The organism is Ruegeria sp. BF6 (assembly GCF_056538665.1).
Genome location: NZ_JBQFTN010000006.1, coordinates 24,265 through 48,976 on the forward strand (window position 1 = coordinate 24,265; position 24,712 = coordinate 48,976).

General features: G+C 59.9%; 20 protein-coding genes. 8 read left to right on the forward strand and 12 right to left on the reverse strand.

Going from position 1 to position 24,712, the window contains the following annotated elements; translation table 11 throughout:
* Nucleotides 1-68 precede the first annotated feature (68 nt).
* Genes ACR0IM_RS14825 through ACR0IM_RS14845 form a run of 5 tightly spaced genes read right to left on the reverse strand, consistent with a single transcriptional unit; the run spans nucleotide 69 to nucleotide 7,290 of the window.
* Nucleotides 69-1,424, reverse strand: a complete 1,356-nt coding sequence (locus tag ACR0IM_RS14825; protein ID WP_480682400.1) for a CoA transferase — start codon at nucleotides 1,422-1,424, stop codon at nucleotides 69-71.
* Nucleotides 1,421-2,575, reverse strand: coding sequence for an ABC transporter permease (locus tag ACR0IM_RS14830; protein ID WP_480593768.1), 1,155 nt, complete (start codon nucleotides 2,573-2,575; stop codon nucleotides 1,421-1,423). The genes ACR0IM_RS14825 and ACR0IM_RS14830 overlap by 4 nt, the downstream gene beginning before the upstream one ends.
* Nucleotides 2,572-3,600: an ABC transporter permease gene (locus tag ACR0IM_RS14835; protein WP_480593767.1), complete on the reverse strand. Its 1,029-nt coding sequence runs from the start codon at nucleotides 3,598-3,600 to the stop codon at nucleotides 2,572-2,574. Before ACR0IM_RS14835 ends, ACR0IM_RS14830 begins: the two co-directional genes overlap by 4 nt.
* Before the next feature lie 14 nt (nucleotides 3,601-3,614).
* Nucleotides 3,615-5,525 carry an ABC transporter substrate-binding protein gene (locus ACR0IM_RS14840; RefSeq protein ID WP_480682401.1) on the reverse strand — a complete coding sequence of 637 codons (1,911 nt, stop codon included), beginning with the start codon at nucleotides 5,523-5,525 and terminating at the stop codon, nucleotides 3,615-3,617.
* Nucleotides 5,518-7,290: an ABC transporter ATP-binding protein gene (locus tag ACR0IM_RS14845; RefSeq protein ID WP_480682402.1), complete on the reverse strand. Its 1,773-nt coding sequence runs from the start codon at nucleotides 7,288-7,290 to the stop codon at nucleotides 5,518-5,520. Before ACR0IM_RS14845 ends, ACR0IM_RS14840 begins: the two co-directional genes overlap by 8 nt.
* Before the next feature lie 233 nt (nucleotides 7,291-7,523).
* Between ACR0IM_RS14845 and ACR0IM_RS14850 the strand changes: the two genes are divergently transcribed.
* The 7 genes from ACR0IM_RS14850 (at nucleotide 7,524) to ACR0IM_RS14880 (ending at nucleotide 15,538) form a co-directional block, all read left to right on the forward strand.
* The gene (locus ACR0IM_RS14850; RefSeq protein WP_480593764.1) at nucleotides 7,524-8,021 is read left to right on the forward strand and encodes a class I SAM-dependent methyltransferase; all 498 of its coding nucleotides are present in this window, start codon (nucleotides 7,524-7,526) and stop codon (nucleotides 8,019-8,021) included.
* 16 nt (nucleotides 8,022-8,037) lie between these two features.
* A complete protein-coding gene (locus ACR0IM_RS14855; protein ID WP_480682403.1) occupies nucleotides 8,038-8,667 on the forward strand; it encodes a glutathione S-transferase family protein in 630 nt (209 codons plus the stop codon).
* Nucleotides 8,668-8,778: 111 nt separating this feature from the next.
* A complete protein-coding gene (locus ACR0IM_RS14860; protein WP_480593762.1) occupies nucleotides 8,779-11,181 on the forward strand; it encodes a GcvT family protein in 2,403 nt (800 codons plus the stop codon).
* Complete coding sequence (locus ACR0IM_RS14865; protein WP_480682404.1) at nucleotides 11,181-12,734, forward strand: trimethylamine methyltransferase family protein; 1,554 nt, start codon at nucleotides 11,181-11,183, stop codon at nucleotides 12,732-12,734. The genes ACR0IM_RS14860 and ACR0IM_RS14865 overlap by 1 nt, the downstream gene beginning before the upstream one ends.
* Entirely contained in the window at nucleotides 12,735-13,409 is a 675-nt protein-coding gene (locus ACR0IM_RS14870; protein WP_480682405.1) for a TetR/AcrR family transcriptional regulator, read from the forward strand. It abuts the gene before it with no gap.
* Entirely contained in the window at nucleotides 13,406-14,710 is a 1,305-nt protein-coding gene (locus tag ACR0IM_RS14875; RefSeq protein WP_480682406.1) for an NAD(P)/FAD-dependent oxidoreductase, read from the forward strand. Before ACR0IM_RS14870 ends, ACR0IM_RS14875 begins: the two co-directional genes overlap by 4 nt.
* 54 nt (nucleotides 14,711-14,764) lie before the next feature.
* Nucleotides 14,765-15,538 carry a hypothetical protein gene (locus ACR0IM_RS14880; protein ID WP_480593758.1) on the forward strand — a complete coding sequence of 258 codons (774 nt, stop codon included), beginning with the start codon at nucleotides 14,765-14,767 and terminating at the stop codon, nucleotides 15,536-15,538.
* Here ACR0IM_RS14880 and ACR0IM_RS14885 read toward each other — a convergent pair.
* A complete protein-coding gene (locus ACR0IM_RS14885) occupies nucleotides 15,496-15,828 on the reverse strand; it encodes a DUF3307 domain-containing protein (protein WP_480642405.1) in 333 nt (110 codons plus the stop codon). The genes ACR0IM_RS14880 and ACR0IM_RS14885 overlap by 43 nt on opposite strands.
* Nucleotides 15,829-16,072: 244 nt before the next feature.
* On the opposite strand from ACR0IM_RS14885, the gene ACR0IM_RS14890 reads away from it, so the two are divergent.
* Entirely contained in the window at nucleotides 16,073-19,096 is a 3,024-nt protein-coding gene (locus ACR0IM_RS14890) for an ABC transporter transmembrane domain-containing protein (protein ID WP_480642443.1), read from the forward strand.
* Here the strand turns inward: ACR0IM_RS14890 and ACR0IM_RS14895 are convergent.
* From ACR0IM_RS14895 to pcaD, 6 genes are all read right to left on the reverse strand, one after another.
* Complete coding sequence (locus tag ACR0IM_RS14895; protein WP_480682465.1) at nucleotides 19,093-19,380, reverse strand: ArsR/SmtB family transcription factor; 288 nt, start codon at nucleotides 19,378-19,380, stop codon at nucleotides 19,093-19,095. The genes ACR0IM_RS14890 and ACR0IM_RS14895 overlap by 4 nt on opposite strands.
* Before the next feature lie 110 nt (nucleotides 19,381-19,490).
* Complete coding sequence (locus ACR0IM_RS14900; protein WP_480682407.1) at nucleotides 19,491-20,723, reverse strand: mandelate racemase/muconate lactonizing enzyme family protein; 1,233 nt, start codon at nucleotides 20,721-20,723, stop codon at nucleotides 19,491-19,493.
* A 6-nt stretch (nucleotides 20,724-20,729) separates the two neighbouring features.
* Nucleotides 20,730-21,824 carry a Zn-dependent alcohol dehydrogenase gene (locus ACR0IM_RS14905; protein ID WP_480682408.1) on the reverse strand — a complete coding sequence of 365 codons (1,095 nt, stop codon included), beginning with the start codon at nucleotides 21,822-21,824 and terminating at the stop codon, nucleotides 20,730-20,732.
* 82 nt (nucleotides 21,825-21,906) lie between these two features.
* A complete protein-coding gene (locus ACR0IM_RS14910; RefSeq protein ID WP_480682409.1) occupies nucleotides 21,907-23,106 on the reverse strand; it encodes a TCR/Tet family MFS transporter in 1,200 nt (399 codons plus the stop codon).
* A gap of 71 nt (nucleotides 23,107-23,177) precedes the next feature.
* Entirely contained in the window at nucleotides 23,178-23,900 is a 723-nt protein-coding gene (locus ACR0IM_RS14915; RefSeq protein WP_480593750.1) for an alpha/beta fold hydrolase, read from the reverse strand.
* A 12-nt stretch (nucleotides 23,901-23,912) separates the two neighbouring features.
* The gene (pcaD, locus tag ACR0IM_RS14920; protein ID WP_480682410.1) at nucleotides 23,913-24,701 is read right to left on the reverse strand and encodes a 3-oxoadipate enol-lactonase; all 789 of its coding nucleotides are present in this window, start codon (nucleotides 24,699-24,701) and stop codon (nucleotides 23,913-23,915) included.
* Between the last annotated feature and the right edge of the window lie 11 nt (nucleotides 24,702-24,712).

Here is a 24,712-nt window from a genome sequence, read left to right on the forward strand (position 1 = left end):
GATCGCGTCTCTGACGAGACACCACCCAAAGGGTTGGGCCAAGCCGCGCGTTCCGCGCGGCGGGTGTGTCAGGTTGAAAGCGACGGCCAGGTCGGTTGGAATGTGCCCAACTTCGCGGCGGAGAGGGACCAGGACATTTGCGCGGCACCAACAGCCAAAGCTGGTTTCAGCCGGTGGCCCGTTCCCCAGCCGGACTCTTCGGCATTTTGCGTATAGTCGGCAGGTGATGCATTCGTAATGTCGCCTTCGGCTTTGGATTTCGCCAGTGCGGCCAGCAACTCCGCCGTGCGAGCAAGTGACAGCTGGGCGAGCATGGTGGAGTTGCCGGAGGCCGCCTCGGCCAAGGCTGACAAGACGGCTGCGGCCATAAGGTAGCCCGTCGCATGGTCCAGCGCTTGCACGGGCAACGGCGTGGGGTTGTCGGCCTTGGCCCATGCGCGGCCGGCATCCGTGATCCCGGCGCTCATCTGGACAAGGCTGTCAAACCCACGTCTGGTAGACCAAGGGCCCTGCCAGCCATAGGCGTTCAAGGTGACCTCGACCCGGTTCGGGGCCAGTTCATCGCGTTTGACCTTAGTAAGTCCAAGCGCGTCCAGCGCGCCGGGGCGGTAGCCGTGGACGAAGACATCCGCCTGCGCAAGCAGGTCCTGCAGTTGTTTCAGGCCGCCGGGCGATTTCAGGTCCAGATAGGCGCAGCGTTTGCCCAAAGAGATATCCGGGATGACGCCGGGTTCGTCCCATCCGGGCGGGTCGATGCGCAGAACTTCAGCCCCAAAACCCGCCAGCGTTCGTGTTGAGACAGGGCCCGCCAGAACACGCGTCAGGTCCAGAACGCGCAGGCCCGCCAATGGGCGGTTGGCCGTGGCTTGGGGGCGGTCGCGCAGCGTGATGCGTCTGGGATTTTGCCAGCCGACCAGCGGGTCGCGGGACACAGCACGCCCCTGCGGATGCTCCAGCCATTCCGCGCGGCTGCGCATGGCAGCAGCAACGCCGCCCTCGGCCACAATTGCGGTTTCCAGATCAGAGTTCGACCACTCTTTCAACGCTTGTGCCACGGCGTCTCGATTGCCCGGGACCCCGAGAACCTTCAGCGCCGCCGCCTTGTGGCGGGGCAGGTTAGTGTGCAACCTGATCCAGCCGTCCGAGGCCGGGTAGTCTCCGGCCACGGCGTCCCAGAGGCTGGGCATCTCCCATCCCTCCGGCTTGAACGAAAACCCATACCATAGTGAGGCCAGTCGGTGATCGACCAAAACCTCGGGAGCTTTGGGCACAAGGTTCAACGCAGCCACAAGACGCGCAAGTTCCTGACCCACGGCGGCAAAACTTGCTGTGGCCAGTTCCGACACAGCAAATGCGCTGGGCCGCGCCCCTTTGCCGGTTTTCCTGTAGCTGTCAGCGGCGGGGAGGGCGGAGAACAGGCTCATTGCTGATAGGGGTCCAGACTGTCGCGCAGGCCATCACCGAGGAAGTTGAAGGCCAGTACCACGACGATGATCGGCAGCATCGGAATGGCCGTCCACGGGTAGATTTCGATTGAGGCCAGATTCTGCGCGTCGTTCAGCATTACACCCCAACTAACCGCCGGTGCCCGCAGGCCCAGACCCAGGAAGCTGAGCGCCGTTTCTCCGAGGATCATCGCCGGTATCGACAAGGTTGCCGACGCGATCAGGTGAGACATGAAGTTCGGCAACAGGTGTTTTCGGATCACCCGGCCTGAACTTGCGCCCATCATCTCGGCCGCGCGCACGTACTCCTCTTCGCGCAGCGAAAGGAACTTGGCGCGCACGGATCGGGCGAGGCCGGGCCAGTCGAGAATGCCGAGGATGATCGAAATGATGAAAAACACCGCGACCGGGCTCCAGTTAGACGGCACAGCGGCGGATAAGGCCAGCCACAGGGGCAGCTCCGGCAGCGAACGCAAGATCTCGATCACGCGGTTAATGACCCAGTCGATCTTGCCGCCGAAATACCCGGCTATCGAGCCGAAGAAGATGCCCAGAACGAAGGACACCGTGATACCGATCAGGCCCACAGTCAGCGACAGTTGCGCGCCAAAGAGGATGCGGCTGAATACATCCCGGCCTAGTCGATCCGAGCCCCACAGGAACAGCGTCGCACCTTCGGGCGCGCAGAAAAGGTGGGTGTCCGACCTGATCAGGCCGGCGAGTTTGTATTCGGCCCCTTCACAGAAGAACTTGATCGGGCGCGGGTCCTCAAGGTCGGGGACGAATTTCCATTGGAAGGTCTCAAGATCGGCCTCGGCCACGATCGGATAAACGTGGGGGCCGATGAACTCGCCCTCGTGAAACCAGCTTATGCTTTGCGGCGGGGCATAGAGGTGCTCTCCGTTCCGTTCATTCGGCCCATAGGGCGCGATGAAGCCGGCAAAGGGCAGCATCAGGTAGCACAACAGCAGGAAAATGCCCGAGACCAGGCCCAGTTTGTGGGTCTTGAACTTGCGCCAGACCAACACCCAGTTGGGCGCGTCCAGATCGGCACGCTCAAGCTGTTGCAGAGCGACATCCGGGTCATAGGGGGCGTCGTCGACATAGCGACCGTCAGGGTGTTGGGTCATGCTTCACGCCCCTCATACCGGATGCGCGGGTCCAGCATGACCAGCAGGATGTCGGATATCATGGTGCCGATCAGGGTCAGCAGCGCCACGAACATCAGGATGAAGGCGGACAAGAACTGATCCTGCGTTTTCAGCGCCGTCAGCAGGGTCGGGCCAATGGTCTGCAGGCCCAGCACGACCGAGACAAGGACCGAGCCGGACACCATCGACGGCAGCAGGTTGCCGATATCGGCTACGAATGGGTTGAAGGCCACGCGCAGCGGATATTTCGTCAGCATCCGCGATGGGGCCATGCCCTTGGCGATGGCGGTTTCCACGTAGGGTTTGCCCAACTCATCCAGCATATTGGCGCGCAGACGCTGCATCATCGCCGAGGCACCGGATGTGCCGATCACGAAAGTCGGGACAATCAGGTGGACGAGGATGGATTTCATCTTCTCCCAGCTCATTGGCAAACCTTCGAAAGACGGATCCATAAGACCGCCAATGGGCAGGTTGAAATAGCGGTGGCCGTAATAGAACAGGATCAGCGCCAGCAGAAAGTTCGGCGTGGCCAGGCCAAGATAGCCAACAAAGGCCGAGGTGTAGTCGATCCAGGTCCGCGACTTTGCCGCAGCAAGAACGCCCAGCGGCAGAGCGACGGCATAAACGAACAGGATAGCCGCCAGGTTGACTACAACGGTCAGCCACAAGGTATCTCCCACGATCTCGGCGACTGGGCGGTCGAACTCGAAAGACCAGCCATAGTTGCCCTGTAGCAGACCTTCAAACCCGTGCGGGCCGGGCCAGAAGCCCATCCAGATCAGGTATTGTTCCCATATGGGGCGGTCCAACGCATATTCCGCACGCAGGAACTCGGCCTTTGCCACACCGGCAGATTGTCCGGAGGCCTGCAATTCCGCAATCTGGTTGCTGAGGTAGTCGCCGGGCGGTAGGTTGATGATAACAAAGATCAGCACCGACACCACCAGCAGCGTCAGCAGCATCGTGAAAAAGCGATAGACTGCATAGCGCAGCATTACCATTTAGCTGCTCCTGATCAGTCGGCGAAGAAAAACTCGTCCGGCCGGTGAATACCGAAATGCGCGCCGGGCTCCCAAGCCCACATGGCCTGTTCGGGCACATTGCGCAGGCGGTTCGAGACCACGACCGGCTGAGGGGCGCCGTTCAGGATACCGATGGCAAAAAGCTGGTCGGCGTGGATGTTCAGCATCTCGGTCCAGATCGCCTCGCGCTCTTCATCGGTGGTGGCCACTTCCCAGTCGTGGGCCAATTGCATCAGCCGTTCAGCCTCGGGCATATCGGGTGCTTCGCCCACATCGCCACCGGTTTGGTAATACTGACCCCATTTGGGCCAAGCCAGAAACACCTGATCCGTAGGTGCAAGATAGGCAGGAGAAGTATGGGTCTGCGGGATACCATCATCCCAGCCGAACCAGACCGAGGCCATGGTGTTGCCCGCGAACACGCGATTGCGCAGGATGTCCCGGTCCAGCGGGCGCATCACCAGATCCACACCGATCTCGCGCCACGTATCTGTAACGATCTGCAGTGCGTTTTCGACCTCTTGCCGTTCACCGGCGGTTTCGATGATCAATTCCATCGGGCGGCCATCGGGTAGCAGACGGATGCCGTTCTTGTTACGCTCGGTCAGACCGGCCTCATCCAGCATGGCGTTGGCCTGTTCGATGTCAAACTGGGCCCATGCCTGTGCATTTTCCTCGCTATAGAACGGGGACGCGGGCAAAACCGACATCGCACCGGGTTGCGCCAGCTTGAAATAAAGCGCTTGATTGATCGTCTTGCGGTCAATTGCCAGCGACAGGGCACGGCGCACGCGCACATCGCGCAGAACCTCGCGCCAGCCGTCATCGGCAAAGTTCAGGTTCGGGTAGATCGCGATCTGCGAGGCGACACCGGTCTTCCACAGCCGTGTTTTGTAATTTCCGGCCTCTTCGCCCTTTTTCAGGATGGATGCATCGCGGAATGCCAGGCCACGCCCTTGCAGGTCGGTTTCACCGGCATTGGCCTTAGCCGCGACCAGGCCGGGAGCGACGATTTCCATTTCGACCACATCGATATAGGGCAGTTGCACGCCATTGCTGTCGATGCGGTGGTAATAGGGGTTTCGGACAAAGTTGTGTCGGATCTTCTTGCCCGAGCTGGCATTCAGCCAGGGCTGCAGCGTGGGCAGTTCGTGATTGTCGAACTTGTAGAGGTTGTCCAGCTTGTTGTGCAGCGCTGCCCAGCTTTTGACGCGGGCGTCGCTGACCTGAAAGGCTAGTTCTTCGGTATCTGCGTATTGCTCGTGATACTTCTTCAGAAAGGCAGAGGGCCGGTAAATGAACGGCGGACGCGCCTGAGCCAGCGATTGCAGGAAGTCGGGGTTCGGGTCTTCCCACTCATAAACGACGGTGGTCTCATCCGGGAAAGATACGGTGGGCAGCTTTCCCTCGACGATCAGAAAATCCGGTGGGCCCGAGGGGCTGAGAAGTTCGTTATTCGCCACATCCTCCCACCAATAGCGGAAATCCTCGGAGGTGAAGGGCGAACCGTCCGACCATTTGTGTCTTTCGCGCAGATGCAGCGTGAATTTACGATTGCCTTCACTTTCGTAGGAGTCCAGCAGGTCGGGCACCAGTTCGTAGTTTTCGTTGAACCCCACCAGCCGGGCATATCCATAGACCACCATCTGGCGGATGTCCTTGGACCGGGTGACCATGGTGCGCAGCGTGCCGCCGGGGGTTCCGAACTCGCGCCCTTTGGCGGCCAGATCGACGACCAGAGGTTCGTCGGGAAGACGTTCGGCCACGGGGGGCAGATTGCCTGCGTTTACCTCGGTTGCCCAGAATTCTCCTTCCAGTGGGGTGGGGGTGTCTGCCGTGGCGGGCAGCATCCATGCAGCGGCCAGCGTGGCGGCCAGAAACAGAGGGCGAGTGGTCTTAAACATGGCATCGTACCTTATGGCCGGGTTCCATCTCTACCAGTGAAGGTATCACGGAGTCGGTAAATCGGAAGGCGTCATCCCAACTGTCTGGCGAACCTGCGCCCAAAGCAACCAGTTTCAGGTCAATGGGGCGGTTGATGTCAGGTTCTGGCTGAGCGGCAATAAGCGCCTTGGTATAGGGGTGGCGGGGATTGTAGAAGAGCGTCTCGGGCGGGGCTTGTTCGATAACCAGCCCCCGGCGCATCACGGCGACCTCGTCGGCGATACGCGCCACAACCGCAAGGTCGTGGGAGATGAAGAAATAGGACAGGTTCAGACTGTCCTGCAGGTTTTCCAGCAGCGTAAGGATCTGTTCCTGAACCGAGACATCCAGCGCCGAGGTCGGCTCGTCGCAGACAATCAGTTGCGGGTCCAGCATCATGGCGCGCGCGATCGACAGGCGCTGACGCTGACCGCCTGAAAAGGCATGCGGGTAGCGCTTCAGCATGTCAGCGTTCAGACCGACCCGTTGCAACATCTCGCCCGCCTTGTCACGCTGTTCTGACACCGTGCCGATACTGTGGATCTCCAGCGGCTCGGTCATCGCGTCCTGAATGCGCATCCGGGGGCTGAGCGAACTGTAGGGGTCCTGAAACACCATTTGCGCCTTGCGCTGAAAGGCAGTGCGTTGAGCGCGGGTCATGTGATGCACGGTGATCGGGTCTGCGTCCGATGAGGTCCGAAACAGCACCTCGCCGCCGGGATCTGGCGGTTCGGCCCCCAACGCGATACGGGCCGCCGTGGTTTTACCCGATCCGCTTTCGCCGACGATGGCCAGCGTCTTGCCGCGTGCCAGTTTCAGGTCGACGCCACGGCAGGCATGGATCAGTTTGTCCCCCTGCCAGCCCTTGCTGGAGCGCATGGTGTAGGTTTTTGACACGCTCTTCATCTGCAGGATCAGGTCCTCGTCTGGCATTGGGATGCCAACGGATTCTTCGTCCGGAATCTCGGGCGCTGCGTTGAACAACTGCTGCGTATAGGGGTGCGCAGGCGCGGTCAGAATGGGGGCGGCTGCGCCAGCCTCCATCACGCGGCCCTTGTGCATGACGACGACCTGTTCTGCCATGTTGGCAACCACACCCAGATCGTGTGTGACTAGGATCAGCGCCATCCCGGTCTCGCGCTGCAATTCCTTGATCAGGCCCAGCACCTGCGCCTGTGTCGTCACGTCAAGTGCGGTGGTCGGCTCATCCGCGATCAGCAGTTCCGGCTTGGACACCATTGCCATCGCAATCATTGCGCGCTGACGCATGCCGCCGGACAATTCAAACGGGTAAGAATCATAAGCCCGCTGCGGATCGGGAAAGCCTACGCGCTCGAACTGGGTCAGCACCTCTTTGCGGGCCTGCGCTTCGGACGCGCCACGGTGCAGCCAAAGCACCTCGCTGACCTGATTGCCGATCTTGTGCAGGGGCGACAGGGATCGCATCGGCTCCTGAAAGATCATTGAAATCCGGTTGCCGCGAATCCCGCGCATCTGCTTTTCGCTGATCCGCGTCAGGTCTTCGGTGCCCTTGGAATCGTTCAGCGTAATCGTGCCGCTGCGTATCTGGGCGGTACGCGGCAATATCCTTAACGCCGCTCGGCATGAGATCGTTTTGCCCGATCCGGATTCGCCTACCAAAGCCAGCGTTTGCCCGGCCTCGACATCGAAATTGACGCCTTTGACAACGGGCTCACCCGCGCCAAATCCGATGCTCAATTCGCGGACGGACAACAACGCCGTCATGCGGGTATTCCACCCGTTGGGCCGTAGGTCGGCATTCGCTTGATCAACTCCCCGTGTTTTTTGTCGCAGTTTCGCGCGGTTGGTGCGGGCTAGTCAAACCCGTTCTTGGGGTGAAATGTCGCGGAATTGTGAAACTTACGCCAATTTGCCTACACAAAGTCTTGAGGATTTGTCATCAAACAACCTGTCGGCCCCATCTGACAAGTCGACTGATATCAAGGAGAGATTTCCCCGTGTCCGACGATCAAAGCCGACTGGATCTGTTCATTGACCGTATGGTGTCGCAACGTGCCTGCCTGGATTTCGCCATTGCCGAGACGCGCGGAATGTCGGGTCCCGTGTTCGAACTTGGGCTGGGCAATGGGCGCACCTATCATCACATGGCGCAATACGTGAAGAACCGCCCGGTCTATGTGTTCGAACGTGCGGTGGCGTCTCACCCGGATTCGACACCTCCTGAAGATCGCGTGATCCTGGGTGATGTGCGCGAGACATTGCCTGCTGCGCTGGATCGTTTTGGTGCGACCGCCAGCCTGATCCACGCTGACCTTGGCGGACATAACCGAAAAAAAAACGACGCCTTCGCCCGGTTCGTCTCACCCCTGATAGAGCCGCTGCTGGCCGAGGGCGGGCTGATGGTGTCCAGCGACCGGATGTATTTCGACACGCTGACCGAACTGCCTTTGCCGATAAATGCCGTTGACGGACGGTGTTTCATCTATCGCCGCTGACCCAAAGGGTTTCCCCATGCTGTTTTATGATTGCTCCACTGCCCCGAACCCGCGCCGTGCCCGCATGTTCATCGCGGAAAAAGGGCTGCAGATCGAAACCCGCGACATCTCGATAGCCAAAGGGGAACAGCTGGGCGACGCGTTCAGGGCGATCAACCCAAGCGCAACCCTTCCGGTTCTGGTTACTGATGAAGGCACGGTACTGGCCGAGAACCTTGGTATCGCCGCGTATCTTGAGGCGCGGTTTCCCGAGCCGCCGCTGATGGGACGCACCCCGGACGAGCAGGGTCTGGTCTTGATGTGGAACAGCATCGTCGAACAACAGGGAGGTATGCCCATTGCTGAGACGCTGCGCAACGCCCATCCCGCATTCGCCGACCGGGCGATTCCAGGCCCCGAGAATCACGTTCAGATCCCCGAGCTGGCGCAAAGGGGCGCGGCACGGGTCGGGTATTTCTTCGATCTGTTGGAAAGGCGACTGGCGGACAGCCCCTATATCGCTGGGGCAGAATTCACTCTGGCCGATATCACCGCCTTTGTATTTGTCGACTTCGCTCGCGTGATCAAAAGACGGATTCCACAGGAAAACTCGGCAACACTGGCGTGGTTCGAAAGGGTCTCATCACGGCCCAGCGCACAGCTTTAAAGCGTTGAAATCCGAATGTCGGCTGCGCGCGACCAGGACTGTACATAAATGTCTAGACAGAAGTGAATAGTGCGTCTAGCGTCCACAGCGTGTCATGCAGGAGAGGGCAGGATGAAATCTCAGTATCGCGTTGTGGTCATCGGGGGCGGCGTTGTGGGCGCCTCGGTTCTGTATCACCTGGCCAAGTTCGGCTGGTCGGATGTGGTGATGCTAGAGCGGCGGCGGTTGGCGTCGGGTTCGTCATGGCATGCAGCTGGCGGGATTCACGCGTTGAACGCGGATCCGAACATGGCCTCTCTGCAGGCCTATACCATCGACCTGCTGAGCGAGATCGAAAAAGAATCCGGTCAGAATATCGGACTGCACATGACTGGTGGCCTGACCTTGGCCGGCACGCCCGAACGCTGGGAATGGCTGCAGGCGAACTATCGCATCTTCCAATCCATCGGCATTGATGACTGTGAGTTGCTGTCTCCGGAAGAGGCGCAACGGCGCTGCCCGATCATGTCCACCGACGGCGTTCTGGGTGCCATGTGGGCGGACCGTGAGGGTTATATCGACACAACCGGCACGGTGCAGGCCTATGCGACGGCGGCTAAAAAACGTGGCGCGGAATACTATGAAGAAACCAAGGTTGAGGAGCTGATCCAGACCGCGGATGGCTGGCAGGTGGTGACCGATCGGGGCACAATCACGTGTGAACATGTGGTCAACGCCGCGGGGCTTTGGGCCAAGCAGGTGGGCCGTATGGCGGGGATTGAGCTGCCGGTCTCACCGCTGAAACACCACTATCTGATTACCGACACGGTGCCCGAGGTGGCTGAGGCCGATTTCGAGATGCCGATGACCGTGGACCTCGAAGGATTCACCTATATGCGACAGGATCAGAAGGGCGTTCTGGTAGGCATATACGAAGTCGACCACGAACACTGGGCCATGGACGGCGCGCCGTGGAACTATGGCGAAGAGCTGTTTCAGGAACAGCTGGATCGGATCGAAAATGAACTGACGCTGGGCTTTGAACGCTATCCGTCGATCCAGAATGTCGGCATCAAGACATGGGTAAACGGCGCATTTACCTTCTCGCCCGATGGTAACCCGCTGGTTGGCCCGGTACCGGGCAAGCCAGGTTATTGGTCGGCCTGTGCGGTGATGGCGGGTTTCCTGCAGGGCGGCGGCGTTGGCAAGACGCTGGCCGAGTGGATGATCCATGGCGAACCCGAAGCCGACGCATGGCCGATGGATGTGGCGCGCTATGGCGATTTTGCCCAGAACAAACGCTATATCCGCGAAACCACCGGTCAGTTCTATTCCCGCCGTTTCGTGATGACTTACCCGAACGAGCAATTGCCCGCCGGACGTCCGCTGAAAATGGCCCCGGCCCATGACGCGATGACCGACGCCGGATGCAAGTGGGGTGTCAGCTGGGATCTGGAGGTGCCGCTGTACTTCGCGCCGAAGGGGTTCGAGGAAACACCGACGCTCAAGCGTTCGAACGCGCATGACATCGTGGCCCAGGAATGCAAGGTGATCCGCGAGGGCGTAGGCCTGCTGGATATCTCGGGCTTTTCGCGGTTCGAAATCAGTGGCCCAAATGCAGAGGTCTGGCTGGACAAAGTGATGGCCTCGAAACTGCCTGCACCGGGCCGTGCCAAGCTGGCCCCGATGCTGGGTGAGAACGGGCGGCTCAAGGGCGATCTGACTGTTCTCAACTGGGGCGATGGCACGTGGTGGATCATGGGCAGCTACTACCTGCGCGCCTGGCACATGCGGTGGTTCGATGATCACATGATCGACGGCGTCGATATTCGCGATCTGGGCGAGGAATACTGCGGTTTCGCCGTCGTCGGTCCAAGATCGCAGACCGTGGTCGAGAAACTGGCAGAACAGGATATCTCGGGGCTGAAATTCATGGGCTGCGGTGATTTCGACATCGGTCTGGTCCGCGCTCGCGTCGCGCGCATGTCGGTGACCGGCGAAAAGGGCTATGAGATCAACTGCCGCTATGGTGATCACATCAAGCTGCGCCGGATGCTATTGGAGGCGGGCGCTGACGAGGGCATCCGCGAGTGCGGTTTCAACGCGATGCTCTCGACGCGGTTGGAAAAGAGCTTTGGTATCTGGTCGGCAGAATTCACTCAGCTCTATACGCCCGGGATGACCGGGATGGACCGTTGGATCGATTGGGATAAGGATTTCGTCGGCAAGGATGCCGCCGTGGCTGAACGAGAGGGCAACGGCCCCGCGCAGGTTCAGGTGACGCTTGAGGTGGATGCGCTGGACGCGGATGCCAGCGGGTATGAGCCGATTTGGTCGGGCGAAGATCGGATAGGCTTTGTAACCTCTGGTGGCTATGGGCACTATACCGGCAAGTCGCTGGCAATGGCGCTGGTCAACCGCGACAAGGCCGAACCGGGCACGGAATTGACCGTGCATGTGGTTGGCGTCGAACGCTCCGCGAGGGTGGTTGCACCGTCCCCATACGACCCGCAGGGCAAGGCGATGAGGGGCTGATGGTGATTTCGCAGACATCCGAACGCGGTCGGCGACGGCGCGGGCGCGGTGTTGACGCCGCGCCGCCGCCCAGTCGCAATGTGAACTACCGCCAACTGACGAACCCGTTCCCGCCGATGGAGGTGTTTTCGGCGGACCAGATTGCGGACATGCACGAAACGGCCCTGCGGACGCTTGAGGAACTGGGGGTCAAGGTTCTGCTGCCCGAAGCCCGACGGATTTTTGCTGCGGGTGGCGCACGCGTGGATGAAGGCTCTGAAATGGTCTTCGTCGGGCGCGATATTGTCGAGGCCGCCGTCGCCTCGGCCCCCAACTCGATCGCCTGCCACGCGGGCGCGCGCCGCCGCGATTTCACACTGGAACTGGGAAGTCTGGTGTTCCAGCCGGGGGCAGGGGCACCTAATGCCACCGATCTGGAACGGGGCCGCCGCCCTGCGACCGGGCAGGACTATCTTGAGTTTCTGAAACTCACGCATCATTTCGACGTGTTCCAGATGATCTCGCCTCAGGTCGAGCCGCAGGACGTGCCGACACATCTGCGCCACTACTTCACGACGCAGGCGCAGATGGAGCTGACGGACAAGTTCCCGTTCTTCTTCTCGCGCGGGACGCCGCAGGTTATGGACTGCTTCGAGATGCTCTCCACCGCACGGGGCCTGTCAGATGAAGATTTCCGCGGCAACGCGCATTGCTACACGATCATCAATACCAACAGCCCGCGGACGCTGGACATCCCTATGGCGCAGGGGCTGATCGACTTTGCCCGCCATGGGCAGATGTCGATCATTACACCTTTTACCTTGATGGGGGCGATGGCACCTATCACGGTGGCAGGAGCAATCACGCTTTCCCATGCCGAAGCCTTGGCGGCGCTGACGCTGACCCAACTGACCAACCCAGGCGCGCCGGTGTGCTATGGGACCTTCACCAGCAATGTAGACATGAAATCGGGTGCGCCTGCGTTCGGGACGCCTTCGCATTTTCAGGCGTCACTGGCGGCCGGGCAATTGGCGCGGCATCTGGGGCTGCCTTGGCGATCTGCTGCCGGGTCAGCATCGAACATCAATGACGTACAGGCCGCGAATGAAAATCAGTTCGGCCTCTGGGGGTGCCTGATGGCTGGGGCGACAGTGATCATCCACTCGGCCGGGTGGCTCGAGGGCGGGCTGTCAGTGTCGTTCGAAAAGCTGGTCTGCGACGCCGAGGTGCTGAACATGGTCGCCGAACTTTGTGCCGGGGCGCAGGCGGGGGCCGCCGAGATCGGCTTTGACACCGCCCTGCGCGAGGTCGAACCAAGCGGACACTTCTTTGCAACCAGCCAGACGATGGAACGCTACAACACTGAATTCTACCAGCCCCACGTGCACGACTATGCCAATTTCGGCACGTGGACCGAGCGCGGATCGGTTGACGCCAATCATCGGGCAACGGGTGTATGGAAGGCCATTCTTGAAGATTTCAAAGCTCCTGCCGGCGATAGCGACCGGCTTGGTGCCTTGCAGGATTTCATCGCGCGCCGTACCGCCGAAGGCGGCGCGCCACCGGAGAGTTGAATGAACACCAAACCGATCCTGCACCGCGACGACCCCAAGGCCGAGCCCTTGGTCGGCAACATCAAGGTCACGCGTGACGACTGGCTTAACGTGGCGATGGATGTGCTGATTTCGGACGGGGTGGACCAGATCAAGGTGCTGAGCTTGGCCGAGCGGATGGCGGTCTCGCGATCTTCCTTCTACTGGTATTTCAAATCACGTCAGGAACTGCTCGACGCTTTGCTGTCCCGCTGGCAGGCCACGAACACGGTGGGTCTGATTGCACAGGCTGAGGCTCCGGCGGAAACCATCACGGCGGCGGTCTGCAATGTGCATCGCTGCGTGGTGAACACCGATCTGTTCGATACGGCGCTGGACTTTGCCGTACGGGATTGGGCGCGCAAATCGGGCAAGGTACGCCGTGCATTGGATCAATCGGACACCCGACGGTTGGAAGCTCTGCACGCCATGTTCGTGCGTTTTGGCTATTCTGCGGTTGAGGCCGAAACCCGTGCCCGTGTGCTGTACTACATGCAGATTGGATACGATCTCGCCCAGCTGAATGAGCCGATGGAAACCCGACTGCAGATGGTACCGCACTACCTTTACGTTTTCACCGGAGTCGAGCCACGACCCGAGGAAGTCGAAGAATTCAGCGCCTATTCAAAGCGCTATTGGGAAGGAGACAGAGAATGAGCCAACCAGACGCAATCATCATCGGTACCGGAGTCATAGGGGCAGCTATCGCGTTCGAAATGGCCAAGGCCGGTTGGAAAACCCTGTCGCTGGACCGCAATTCTCAGGTCGGCCATGGCTCAACTGCGGGGTCTTGCGCGATCATTCGGATGCATTACTCGACCTTCGACGGCACCGCTTTTGCGTGGGAAGGCTATCACTATTGGCGCGATTGGGCTGATTACTTGGGACTGCCCACGAAGGCCAATCTGGCACAGTTCCGCGAGACGGGATGTCTGGTGATGAAAACCGACGCCAACGGGATGTTGGAAAAACACATGAAGAACAGTGCCGATCTGGATTGCCCGTTCGAAGAGTGGTCGGCTGCGAAAATCACTGAACGCCTGCCGGTTTACTCGCTGGACAGTTTCGCGCCGGCGCGTCGCATGGATGACCCGGAATTCGGTCAGCCGAACGGGCGCAAGATGCAAGGCGGGGTATATTGGCCTCAGGCTGGCTATGTCACCGATCCGGCCCTGTCGGCGCAAAACCTGATGGATGCCGCGAAACGGCACGGGGCTGAGGTGCGCACCGGGGCTGAAGTGGTCGAGATCCTGACCGAAGGCGGGCGCGTGTGCGGGGTCAAGTTGGCCTCGGGCGAAGAACTCAGCGCCAAGGTGGTGGTGAATGTGGCCGGACCGGGCTCGGCGATCATCAACAAGATGGCAGGCGTTTTGGATGACATGACCATCGAAACACGTCCCCTGCGGCAGGAAGTAGTACACGTTCCTGCGCCCGAGGGGTTCGATTTCGAAAACGATGGCACGATCGTGTCGGACAGTGATATAGCCTGCTATTGCCGTCCCGAGCACGGCAACCACATCCTGGTCGGCTCGGAAGACCCGGAATGTGACCCGCATCAGTGGTGCGAGGACGACGTCCACTATAACCACGACTTTACCGATCAATGGACGACGCAGGCCATGCGCTATGCGCAGCGGGTGCCCAGCCTAGGCATCCCTTCCAAGACACGTGGAGTTGTAGACCTGTACGACGCTTCTACCGACTGGATTCCGATCTATGACAAATCCAGCCTTCCGGGGTTTTACATGGCCTGTGGCACCAGCGGGAACCAGTACAAGAATGCGCCGATCGCAGGAAAGATGATGACGGCCCTGATCGACTATTGCGAAGGTGGGGCGGATCACGATGCCCAGCCGCTGCAGTTCGAGTTGCCTTATATCAAGCGGACGATCGACGTGGGTTTCTATTCCCGCAAGCGCCCGATCAACGAAGAAAGCAGTTTTTCGGTTCTGGGCTAGCCGGTACGAGAGAACGCACTAGCTATCTGGGGACCGCATGGAACGGGGCCCAGCATGGCCGAGCCGACGAACCGAGTTCTGATACTGGGCAGCGCCCCGGGCGCAGTGGCCGCGCAGCAGTGGCCGCGCGCGACATTTACGCACATCGTTGCCATCAACAATGCCTGGCGTATCCGGCCGGATTGGGACGTGTTGATCCATCCTGAGGATTTCCCGGCCCAACGACGACCAGACAGGATCCGTGACCATCAGCGGGTTGTGACGGCCAGGGATTACGTTCCTGTTCAGAACGGCTTCGGCGGTTTCGTCTATGCCGGTGGTACGATGGCGTTCACTGCGGGGTATTGGGCGCTTGCGGTGACTCGCCCTGCGGTTCTGGCCTATTTCGGTTGTGACATGATCTATCCTGGAACCGGTAATACGCATTTCTACGGGACCGGTACGGCTGATCCGTTGCGTGCGGATGTCACCCTGCGGTCGCTCGAGGCGAAGTCAGCGCGTCTGGCGATGTTCGGCGCGGCACAGGGGTGCCGGGTCGTCAGGCTATCGCATGGGGACAGTCGGTTACTGTTCCCGTCTGTGGGATTGGGCAACCTGACAGACGCCGGTTTGCCCGCTACCGATGCGATGGAAGGGGTTCTGAATGCGGAACAGGAGCTGGGATATATCGTCCCGTCGGGCCGGTATTGGGAGGTTGCGGAAAGATTCGATACCACGGAACTTGATGCGTTGGATCAGCTTTGGTTAGAGGCTTACCGTCATTCCACTCGGGAAATCATGGGGGATCAGGTGGCGAAACTCACCCAAGCCCAGACCATCGCAATATAGGTCAGGTTGTGCATACACTGGTCCAGCCCTGCTGCACGCCAGAACGCTGCCTGCGTTGGTGACAGCTGTTTCTTGTCCGAATAGCTGGCTTTGGCAAAGTCGATATTGAAATGCACGATCCATTCCAGTGCGGCAATGATCAGGATGAAAGACCACGGCGCCCCGAACAGTAGAAAAACAATAACGGATCCGACAACATGCACGCCAGCATGCTGCGCACGGCCCCAGTGTAAATACACACCGCGACCGGACAACATTTTCGGAGTCTGGAGGAAATAGTCCGCAAACATATGTTTGATCTGCAATAAGCAGAGCATCAATAACACTGCGCCTATGCTGGCATTCAAATTGCTCCTCCCGATATCGTCCTGAAGCGAATCTTAGGGGCTAAACCGTTGCGGTGCAAATGAACTTGTTCACACATGGCGGAGATATGACCAAACTGGAAACCATTTGCGTCACGGGCCACGATTGCTGTAAATTCAGAGTGTTTGATTTGCGGTACTTTCTTCAGGATCGGTTCAATGATTCAGAATAGGGGCGGGTTCCATAGAACGTTCGATTTTCCGGTTTATTTGGAAGTATTCCAAACGCGATCAGCTTGTCCTGCTGGCCGTGACCTCTACGCTGTTTCCGTTGTTGTACCTGACGCTGGAACTGCCCAAACGCATCATCAACGATGCGATCGGTGCGGCCAGCCCTGTGGTGAATGTTCTTGGTTATGACCTGCCGCAGACCACGTTCCTGATCATCCTGTGCGGGGCGTTCTTGCTGGCTGTGCTGTGCCACGGCGTAATGAAGATGCGCATCAACACTATGAAAGGGGTGCTCAGCGAACGGATGCTGCGCCGCTTCCGGTATCAGTTGATCAATCGAGCCCTGCGCTTTCCTCAACCCTATTTCGAGCGGGTTAGCCAGGGCGAGATGGTTTCGATGATCACTGCGGAAAGCGAGCCGATGGGCGGGCTGATGGGCGATGCGATCAGCCAACCGGTGCTGCAGGCCGGTCAGATGATCACGATCCTGTCTTTCCTGTTTCTGCAAAGCGTCTGGTTCGGCCTGGCGGCCGTGTCGTTGATTCCGTTGCAGGCCTGGCTGATCCCCAAGCTGCAGCGGCAGATCAATCTGCTGAACAAGAAGCGCATTCAGGAAGTCCGTGTTCTGGCCGCACAGATCGGTGAGAACGCCGCCGGGGCCTCGACTCTGCGGGGCAATGGTGGTTGGCGCTATCGTCGGGCGATGATCTCGGAGCAGCTGGGGCGACTGTTCGGTATTCGGTTCGAGATCTACCAGAAAAAATTCTTCATGAAGTTCATCAACAACTTCATCTCACAGCTGACGCCCTTCATGTTCTACTTGGTTGGCGGCCTTCTGGTGTTGCAGGGCTCAGTCTCGCTGGGGGCGCTGGTGGCTGCGCTGGCGGCGTACAAAGACCTGAGCTCGCCGTGGAAGGAGCTGCTGACGTATTACAACCAGACGCAGGACATGTCGCTGCGTTGGGATGTGGTGATCGAACGGTTTGCTCCGCCCGGGATGCCCGATGAAAAGCTGTTTGAGGGCGAGTCCGAATCCCGTCCGCGCCTAAAGGGCGATATCGTGCTGGATCGTGTTTCGGTTCGGGATATGGATGGCAATCAGGTGCTGGATGATCTGAACCTCACCTTTGCGGGTCAGCAAACAATCGGCATTGCCGCCCCCAGCGAAGAAGACAGGCGCGCAGTGGCCGAATTGCTGACACGGGAAATCCTGCCCAGCTCGGGGCGGGTTGAAGTGGGCGGCGAAAACCTGGCGACCCTGCACCAAAGCGTCGTGGCCGCACGCATTGGCTATGCCTCGTCGCGCCCGGTCTTGTTTCAGGGCACGTTGGGGGACAACGTCATGATGCCGATGCGTCAGAGGCCGCTGACGACCCAATTCGATGACCCCGACTTTGCCGAGACACAGCGCGCAGGTAACAGCGCCGACCCTTTCCGGTCAGACTGGCTGGATCCATCCTTGGCCGGATTGGACAGTCCCGAGGCGTTGCGGGACTGGTGGCTGCATCTGATCGACGGGCTGGGGTCGGGGGCCGCTTTGTTCCAGCGCGGGTCGGATCAGGTATTCGACGCCGCTGAACACCCGGAGCTGGCGCAGAAACTGGTCGAGCTGCGCCCGCTCGTGCAACAGGCCGTGCAGGCAGCCGGGTTGGATCAACAGGCGCTGGTCTTCGACTGGTGCACGTATAATTCAGCATTGCCGGTCGCGGAAAATCTGCTGTTCGCTACCCCGAGGGTTCCGGTTACGCAGGACCTGCTGGCCCGCCAGACCGTTTTCCTTGGCCAACTGCGCGATTTGGGGCTGGACAAAACGCTGGTCAGACTGACCCAGGACGTGATCGAGATGCTGCGCCAGATTTTTGGTCTGGATGGAACGGATCATCCGTTGTTCCGCAAACTTGGTCTGGAAGCCAAGACTTATGAGACTGCGCTTGAGCTCGTCGAGAAAACCCGTAGCGAGGGTGTGTCGGGGCTGGATGACGAAAAGCTGGCGAACCTTTTGGCGGTACCGTTCGTGATCTCGGCCGAGCAAATCGGGCCCGCCTTTACGGATGAGCTAAAAAACCGCATCCTGGAACTGCGCCATAGTCATTCTGAAAAGCTGTTGGAGCGGTTGCAGGATGTCTTTTTACCACTGCACAAAGACGCTTTTGCCCCCGGTTTGACGGTGATGGAGAATGCCCTGTTCGGCAAAGTCAGCCAGATTGGCGGCGGACGCTCGGACGAGGCGCGCAAGCTGATTGTCGATGTGCTGGACGAAAACGGTGCGCGCCCGCTGGTGGTGGAACTGATCTATGACGTGCCGGTTGCGATCGGCGGCCAGAACCTGCCCGCTGTTTTTGCCGAGCCGCTGGCCTTTACCCGTGCGACGATCAAGAAACCCGACATTCTGATCCTGGAAAACGCACTGGCCAGCTATGACATGGCGACCCAGGTCGCCGTTTACAAGAACCTGCGCGAGTTGCTGCCGGATACAACCGTAATCTATCTGAACGACCATTTTGAGAACCCGGACAAGTTCGACATGTATGTCGAAATCCGTCAGGGTCGGGTGGTGACGGATGAAGGGGATGCCATGGTGGAAGAGGATAGTGCCGCCTCGGCCGATCTTGCACGCAAGCTGCGCGCGTTGGAGCAGACACCGCTGTTTTCCGGTCTCGACCGCAGACAGCTGCGCCTGCTGGCCTTTGGTGCGCGCTGGTACAATGCCAAACCGGGTGAGGTTGTGTTCCTGAAGGACGACCAGCCCACTGACGGCGCCTATGTGGTGCTTGAGGGTGAGGCTGGGCTGTACCTGCCGCAGATGGAAGGCCCTGATCAACTGATTACCAAGGTCGGGCCGGGGGCGCTGGTGGGTGAACTGGGGCTTATTCGAAAGGAACCCCGCGCCCTGAGCATGATTGCCGAGACCGAGCTGTCCTGTTTGCGGATCGGTGAGGAAGAATTCCTGGCCGTGGTCGAAAATGACGCCGCGACCGCCTTCAAACTGTTGCAGGTGATTGCAGGTTATATCTCGAACTAACCATTCGGCTTACAGAACAGGTCGTAGAGCAACCTGATGACCCGCACCGTGTCACCGTCCTGGAGCGAGTAATAGATTGTCTTGCCATCCCTGCGGGTAGAGACCAGCCGTTCCTGACGCAGACGGGCCAGCATCTGGCTGACGGCGGCCTGCCGGATTTGCAATAGGTCCTCAAGCTCACCGACAGATTTTTCGCCCTCGCCCAGGTGACACAGGATCATCAGCCGCCCCTCATGGGCCAGTGTTTTTAGAAAAGCCGCAGCCCGCGCGGCGTTTTCCTGCATGTCCTCGAGGGTTTCGGGGTGAGCGCTTGTGGTATCGTGGGCTTTGATGGTCACGCGCGGCCTGTTTGGATTTTGGGTGCTGGCAATATGCCCCAAATCGGGTTTGCTTGTCACCCCTCGGTCGCTGGTGCACCGCCCTGAAAGTCGTTTCCGTTGACATAATCGCAAGGCTCTTCCTGCATTTGCAGATGCAGGCCATCGCCGGTGTAGGGATGCGCGCGCGCGAGGTCCTCATCCACCTCGATTCCAAGACCGGGCGCGGTTGGGGCAGTCACAAAGCCCTCATCCACGCGCAGCGTACCGTTGATCAATTGATCGTGGAACGGGGTTTCGATGGTTTCCAGCAGCAGAAGGTTCGGGATCGATGCAGCGAGATGGATATTGGCGGCCCATTCGACCGGCCCTGCGTAAAGATGCGGGGCCATCTGAGCGTTGAACACCTCGGCCATGGCGGCGACTTTCTTCATCTCCCATATGCCTCCGGCACGGCCCAACGCGGGTTGCAGGATTTCCGCGGCCCCTGCGCGCAGGACGGCCCCGAACTCGGCTTTGGTGGTCATGCGTTCTCCGGTCGCGACGGGGATGCGAACGTTGCGGGCAACGCGGGCCATGTCTTCGATCATGTCGGGCGGGGTGGGTTCCTCGAACCACAGCGGAGAGTACGGCTCCAACGCCTGACCCAACCGGATGGCGCCCGCTGTGTTGAACTGGCCGTGCGTGCCGAACAGCAGGTCGGCCTTGTCGCCCACAGCCTCTCGGATCGCTTTGCAGAATGCCACCGACAATGAGATATCGGACATCGCAGGCATATGCCCGCCACGGAGAGTGTATGGACCCGCAGGGTCGAATTTGACCGCCGTGAATCCGCGCCGCACCATCTCTGCCGCGCAATCCCCAGCCTGTTTGGGCGAGGTCCAGAAATCGGTCAGGTTATGCTGCGGCAGGGGATAGAGGTAGGTGTAGGCGCGGATACGCTCGTTCATCAACCCGCCCAGCAGGGCGTAGACCGGGCGGTCGCGATCTTTGCCCAGAATGTCCCAGCAGGCGATTTCGAGCCCCGAGAATGCTCCCATCACGGTCAGGTCCGGGCGCTGGGTAAAGCCGCTGGAATAGGTGCGGCGGAACATCAGCTCGATGTTTTCGGGGTTTTCGCCCAGCATGTGCCGTTCGAACACGTCGCGGATCACGTGCTGCATCGCCTCGGGGCCGACCGAGGACGCATAACACTCACCCCAACCGGTGATCCCGGTATCGGTGGTAACTTTTACCAGTATCCAATAGCGCCCGCCCCAGCCCGGTGCGGGTGGCGCAGTGACGATGATGTCTAGGTCTTGCAGTTTCATCCGCCTCTACTCCATATCGAACAGGATCACGTTACGCTTGGCCGATCCGGTCTTGGTGTCCTCGATCGCCTCGTTGATCTGGTCCAGAGCCCAGCGGCCCGAAATCAACTCGTCCAGTTTCAGCCGCCCCTGTTCGTACAGATCGATCATCCACGGGATATCGCGCTGTATGACCACATCGCCCATTTTCGAGCCGACAAGCCCCTGACCCAGCGCTGCCAGAACAACGGGTTCATAGCTGGACATTTCGCCGGAATGAGGCATTCCAATCATGATCGCTTTGCCGCCAGGGCCCAGGTAACGCGGGGCCTGATCGTAGGCCGGGATCGCACCAACGGTAATCAGAACCGCATCCGCACCACGCCCGCCCAACGCCTTGTGGGCGGCTTTCCACGGCTGTTCTTGGCTGGCCAGAACACCATGTGTCGCGCCGAATTCCTTGGCGATCTCAAGCTTTTCTTCGGTCATATCGACGGCCACGATCCGTCGTGCCCCGGCGATATGCGCGCCCTGAATCGCATTCAGTCCGACACCGCCCGCACCGATGACAACCACATCCTGACCGGGGCGGAGCTTGGCTGCGTTCACCGCAGCACCGACGCCGGTGATTACCCCGCAAGACAACAGGCTGGCCGCGTCTTTTGGCATTGCGTCGGGGATCTTCACGATCTGCCGATGGCTGATCACCACTTTCTCGGCAAATGCACCGCAGGCCATTGCCTGATCCAAGGTGCCGCCTTCTGCCGTGCTCAGCGGACCGTTGACCGAGTCATAAGGTGTTTCGCATATCGTCGGTTGACCTCCCGCGCAGGACGGGCAGGACCCGCAGGCCCGGATCAGCGTGACAACGACCGCATCACCCACCTGAAACCCACCGGCCGCGTCACCGGTTGCAGTGATCACGCCCGCGGCTTCGTGCCCGTAGACGGCCGGCAGGTGCCCGCCCCACGCCCCGCTGGCGTAAGTAATGTCCGAATGGCAGATCGCCACCGCATCCAGGGTCACCTCGACCTCTCCGGTGCCGGGCGGCGCGATCTGGATGTCTTCGATGACCAAAGGCTTGTTGAACGCCCGGCAGACGGCGGCTTTGATGGTTTGCATTCTTGTCCCTCACTCCCTTTGGTCCACGGTGGCGCGGGAAAATGACCGCTGCAAGACGGAAACCGTCATTCAGGTGTCGTTGTTACGCTGTGACAGGGCGCGCGCGCAGAAAAAGCGCGAACCCGAAGATCATCAACAGCATCGCCAAAAGGAATGGTGCCCCAGGCAGATAAAGTGCCGCATCGGCCTGCGCGAACTGCGCGAACACGCTGGTCATCACCAAAGGTGAGATCACCATCGACAGCGCGTTCAGAGAAGAAAGCACCCCCTGCAGCTCACCCTGCTGAGAGTCCGGCGTGGCACGGGATGTCAGGGCCTGAAGGGCGGGGGTGACAACCGCCCCAAGCGCGGTGACTGGGATCAGCATCAACGCGATAAACCCGTTGGTCAGGAAAGCCAGCAGCAGGAAACTGGCGATCTCGAACCCCATACCGTAGATGATCGTGACCCGCTCACCCAGATATCGGGTTGCGGGGCGGATCAGGCCGCCCTGAACGGCTGCCATCCCTATCCCGTAGACACCCAGTGACAGGCCGATCATCTGCGGTGACCAGCCGAAGCGTTCTGTTGTGAAATAGGCCCAGATCGCGGGATAGACGTAGATCGACACCGAATAGAGGAAGTAAACCCACAGCATCGGGCGGATGCCCGGCAGCGAGGCGATTGCCCGCAAGGAGTTCACCGGATTGGCGCGGCGCAGGCTGAAGGCCCTGCGGGTATTGTTGGTGACCGTTTCGGGCATCACCAGCAAACCTGTCAAAAAGGTTAGGGCCGATAGGCCGGCAGCGGCCCAGAAGGGTGCGCGCGTGCCATATTCGCTCAACAGTCCTCCGATCACCGGGCCGAGTACGAACCCGATGCCAAATGCTGCGCCCAGCAGGCCGAAATTCGCAGCTTTTTCATGGGGTTTTGACACATCAGCCATGAAGGCTGCAGCCGTAGCATGAGTCGCGGCCGTAATGCCCCCAATGATGCGCCCGGCCAATAACAGCCAGATGCTGCCCGCAATCGCCATCACCACGTAGTCCAGCGACATGATGAACAAAGATACCAACAGCACCGCGCGTCGCCCATATGCGTCGGACAGATTGCCCAGAATCGGCCCGAACAGGAACTGCATAGCGGCGAAAGCGGTGCTGAGGATCCCACCCCAAATCGCTGCATCGGCCAGGGTGCCGCCCTGAACCTCGACTATCAGGTCTGGCATGATCGGCAACACCAGACCGATGCCCATGGCGTCGATCATGACCGTACCGAGAACGAAGAGAAAAGGCAGACGCATGGCACCCATTCGCGAGTTTCACCCGGACCCTATCACGCTTGGTTAACCTGTGAAGTGCCTGTTACGCTTGGTTATGTTGCAGGCAGCTTCTGTTCTAGATCGTCCAGAATTTCGGCCAGATGGCGGGGATGCGAGAAGAACGGAGAATGAGAGCTTTCAATCGTCGCGCGCAGCTCCTCGGGGGCGATGTGGCCCATCACTTCTTCATATTCCGTCGGGATTGTATGGTCGTCCGTGGCGCGAATATAGGCCTTGGGGACGCGTGCGAAATTCTCGGACAACGACAGCCGGGTTTCTTGCGGTGCAATCGCCTGCGGGCACAGACGCGCGAATGCAAACGGTACGATCTCTGGCGGGCAATCGTGGTATAAAAGGTCGTGCACTTTTTCTGGTCTGACCGTGTAGGACAGGCCGTCGGTGGATTTCTCAACCGCATCGACGATCAATTGACGTGGGGCCCGGCGGCGCATTTCAACCATGGAAAGACCATCCTGCGGGACATAGGCGCACAGATAGATCAGAGCACGCATGGCCTTGGGGTCGGCTTCGGCAGCTGCGCTGATCGGATAACCGCCCCAGGAATGGCCGACGATCACCGTCTGCGGGGTCGAGGCCGACAGCACCGCATCCCTGCAGCCATCCAGCGTGACATCGGAAATCGGCGTCGGGTCTGAGCCGTGGCTGGGCATGTCGATGGCGCGTGCCGAATGGCCCAGAGCCTCAAGCGCGGGGATCAGATCACGCCAGCACCAAGCGCCGTGACAGGACCCATGGACCAACAGAAAATCCGCCATTGTCACGCTCCTTCAAATATGTCCGATATCTGCCAGGAAGTCTCGCAGCAGGGCCGCGTATTCCGCCGGTTGTTCGACGCAGGGCAGATGGCCGGCCCGGCGCATCAGTTCGAATCTGGAGCCGGGGATCAATTCGATCGTCTCGCGGACCAGATCCGGCGGTGTAGAACCATCCTCGCTGCCCGCAATCCCCAGTGTGGGCAGGCGCAGGCCGCCGGTGGGGGTGTAGAAATCCGTGCCTGAAATCGCGGCGCAACAGCCCAGATACCCGTCGACCGGCTGCCGCACCATCATGTTTCGCCACAGCAGATGATCGGGCGAGGCGCGGAATTTCTTCGAAAACCATCGCTCCATCGTTGCATCGGCCAGCGCTTCGATACCGCCCTGACGCACCGCATCCATCCGATCCTGCCAGATCGAGGGGATGCCGATCTTGGCGGCGGTGTTTGACAGCACCAGTGCGCGGATCTGATCTAACCGCTTCACCGCCAAGCCCTGAGCGATCAGCCCGCCGACGGAGAGGCCGACGAAAACGCAATCCCGCACATTCAGATGATCCAACAGCGCCTCGGCATCGCGTATCAGTGCACCCATGGAATAGGGGGCCGGGGGCTGCGACGACAGCCCGTGCCCGCGCTTGTCATAGCGGATGATCCGCAGGCCCTCAGGCAGGTGGGGCAGTACGGCGTCCCAAAGGCGCAGATCGGTGCCCAGTGAGTTGGCAAAAACGATCGGCGCACCCTCCGGGTCACCATCGACCCGGTAGTGCAACTGCACTTCGCCAATATCCAAGATTTGCATGACACAATCCC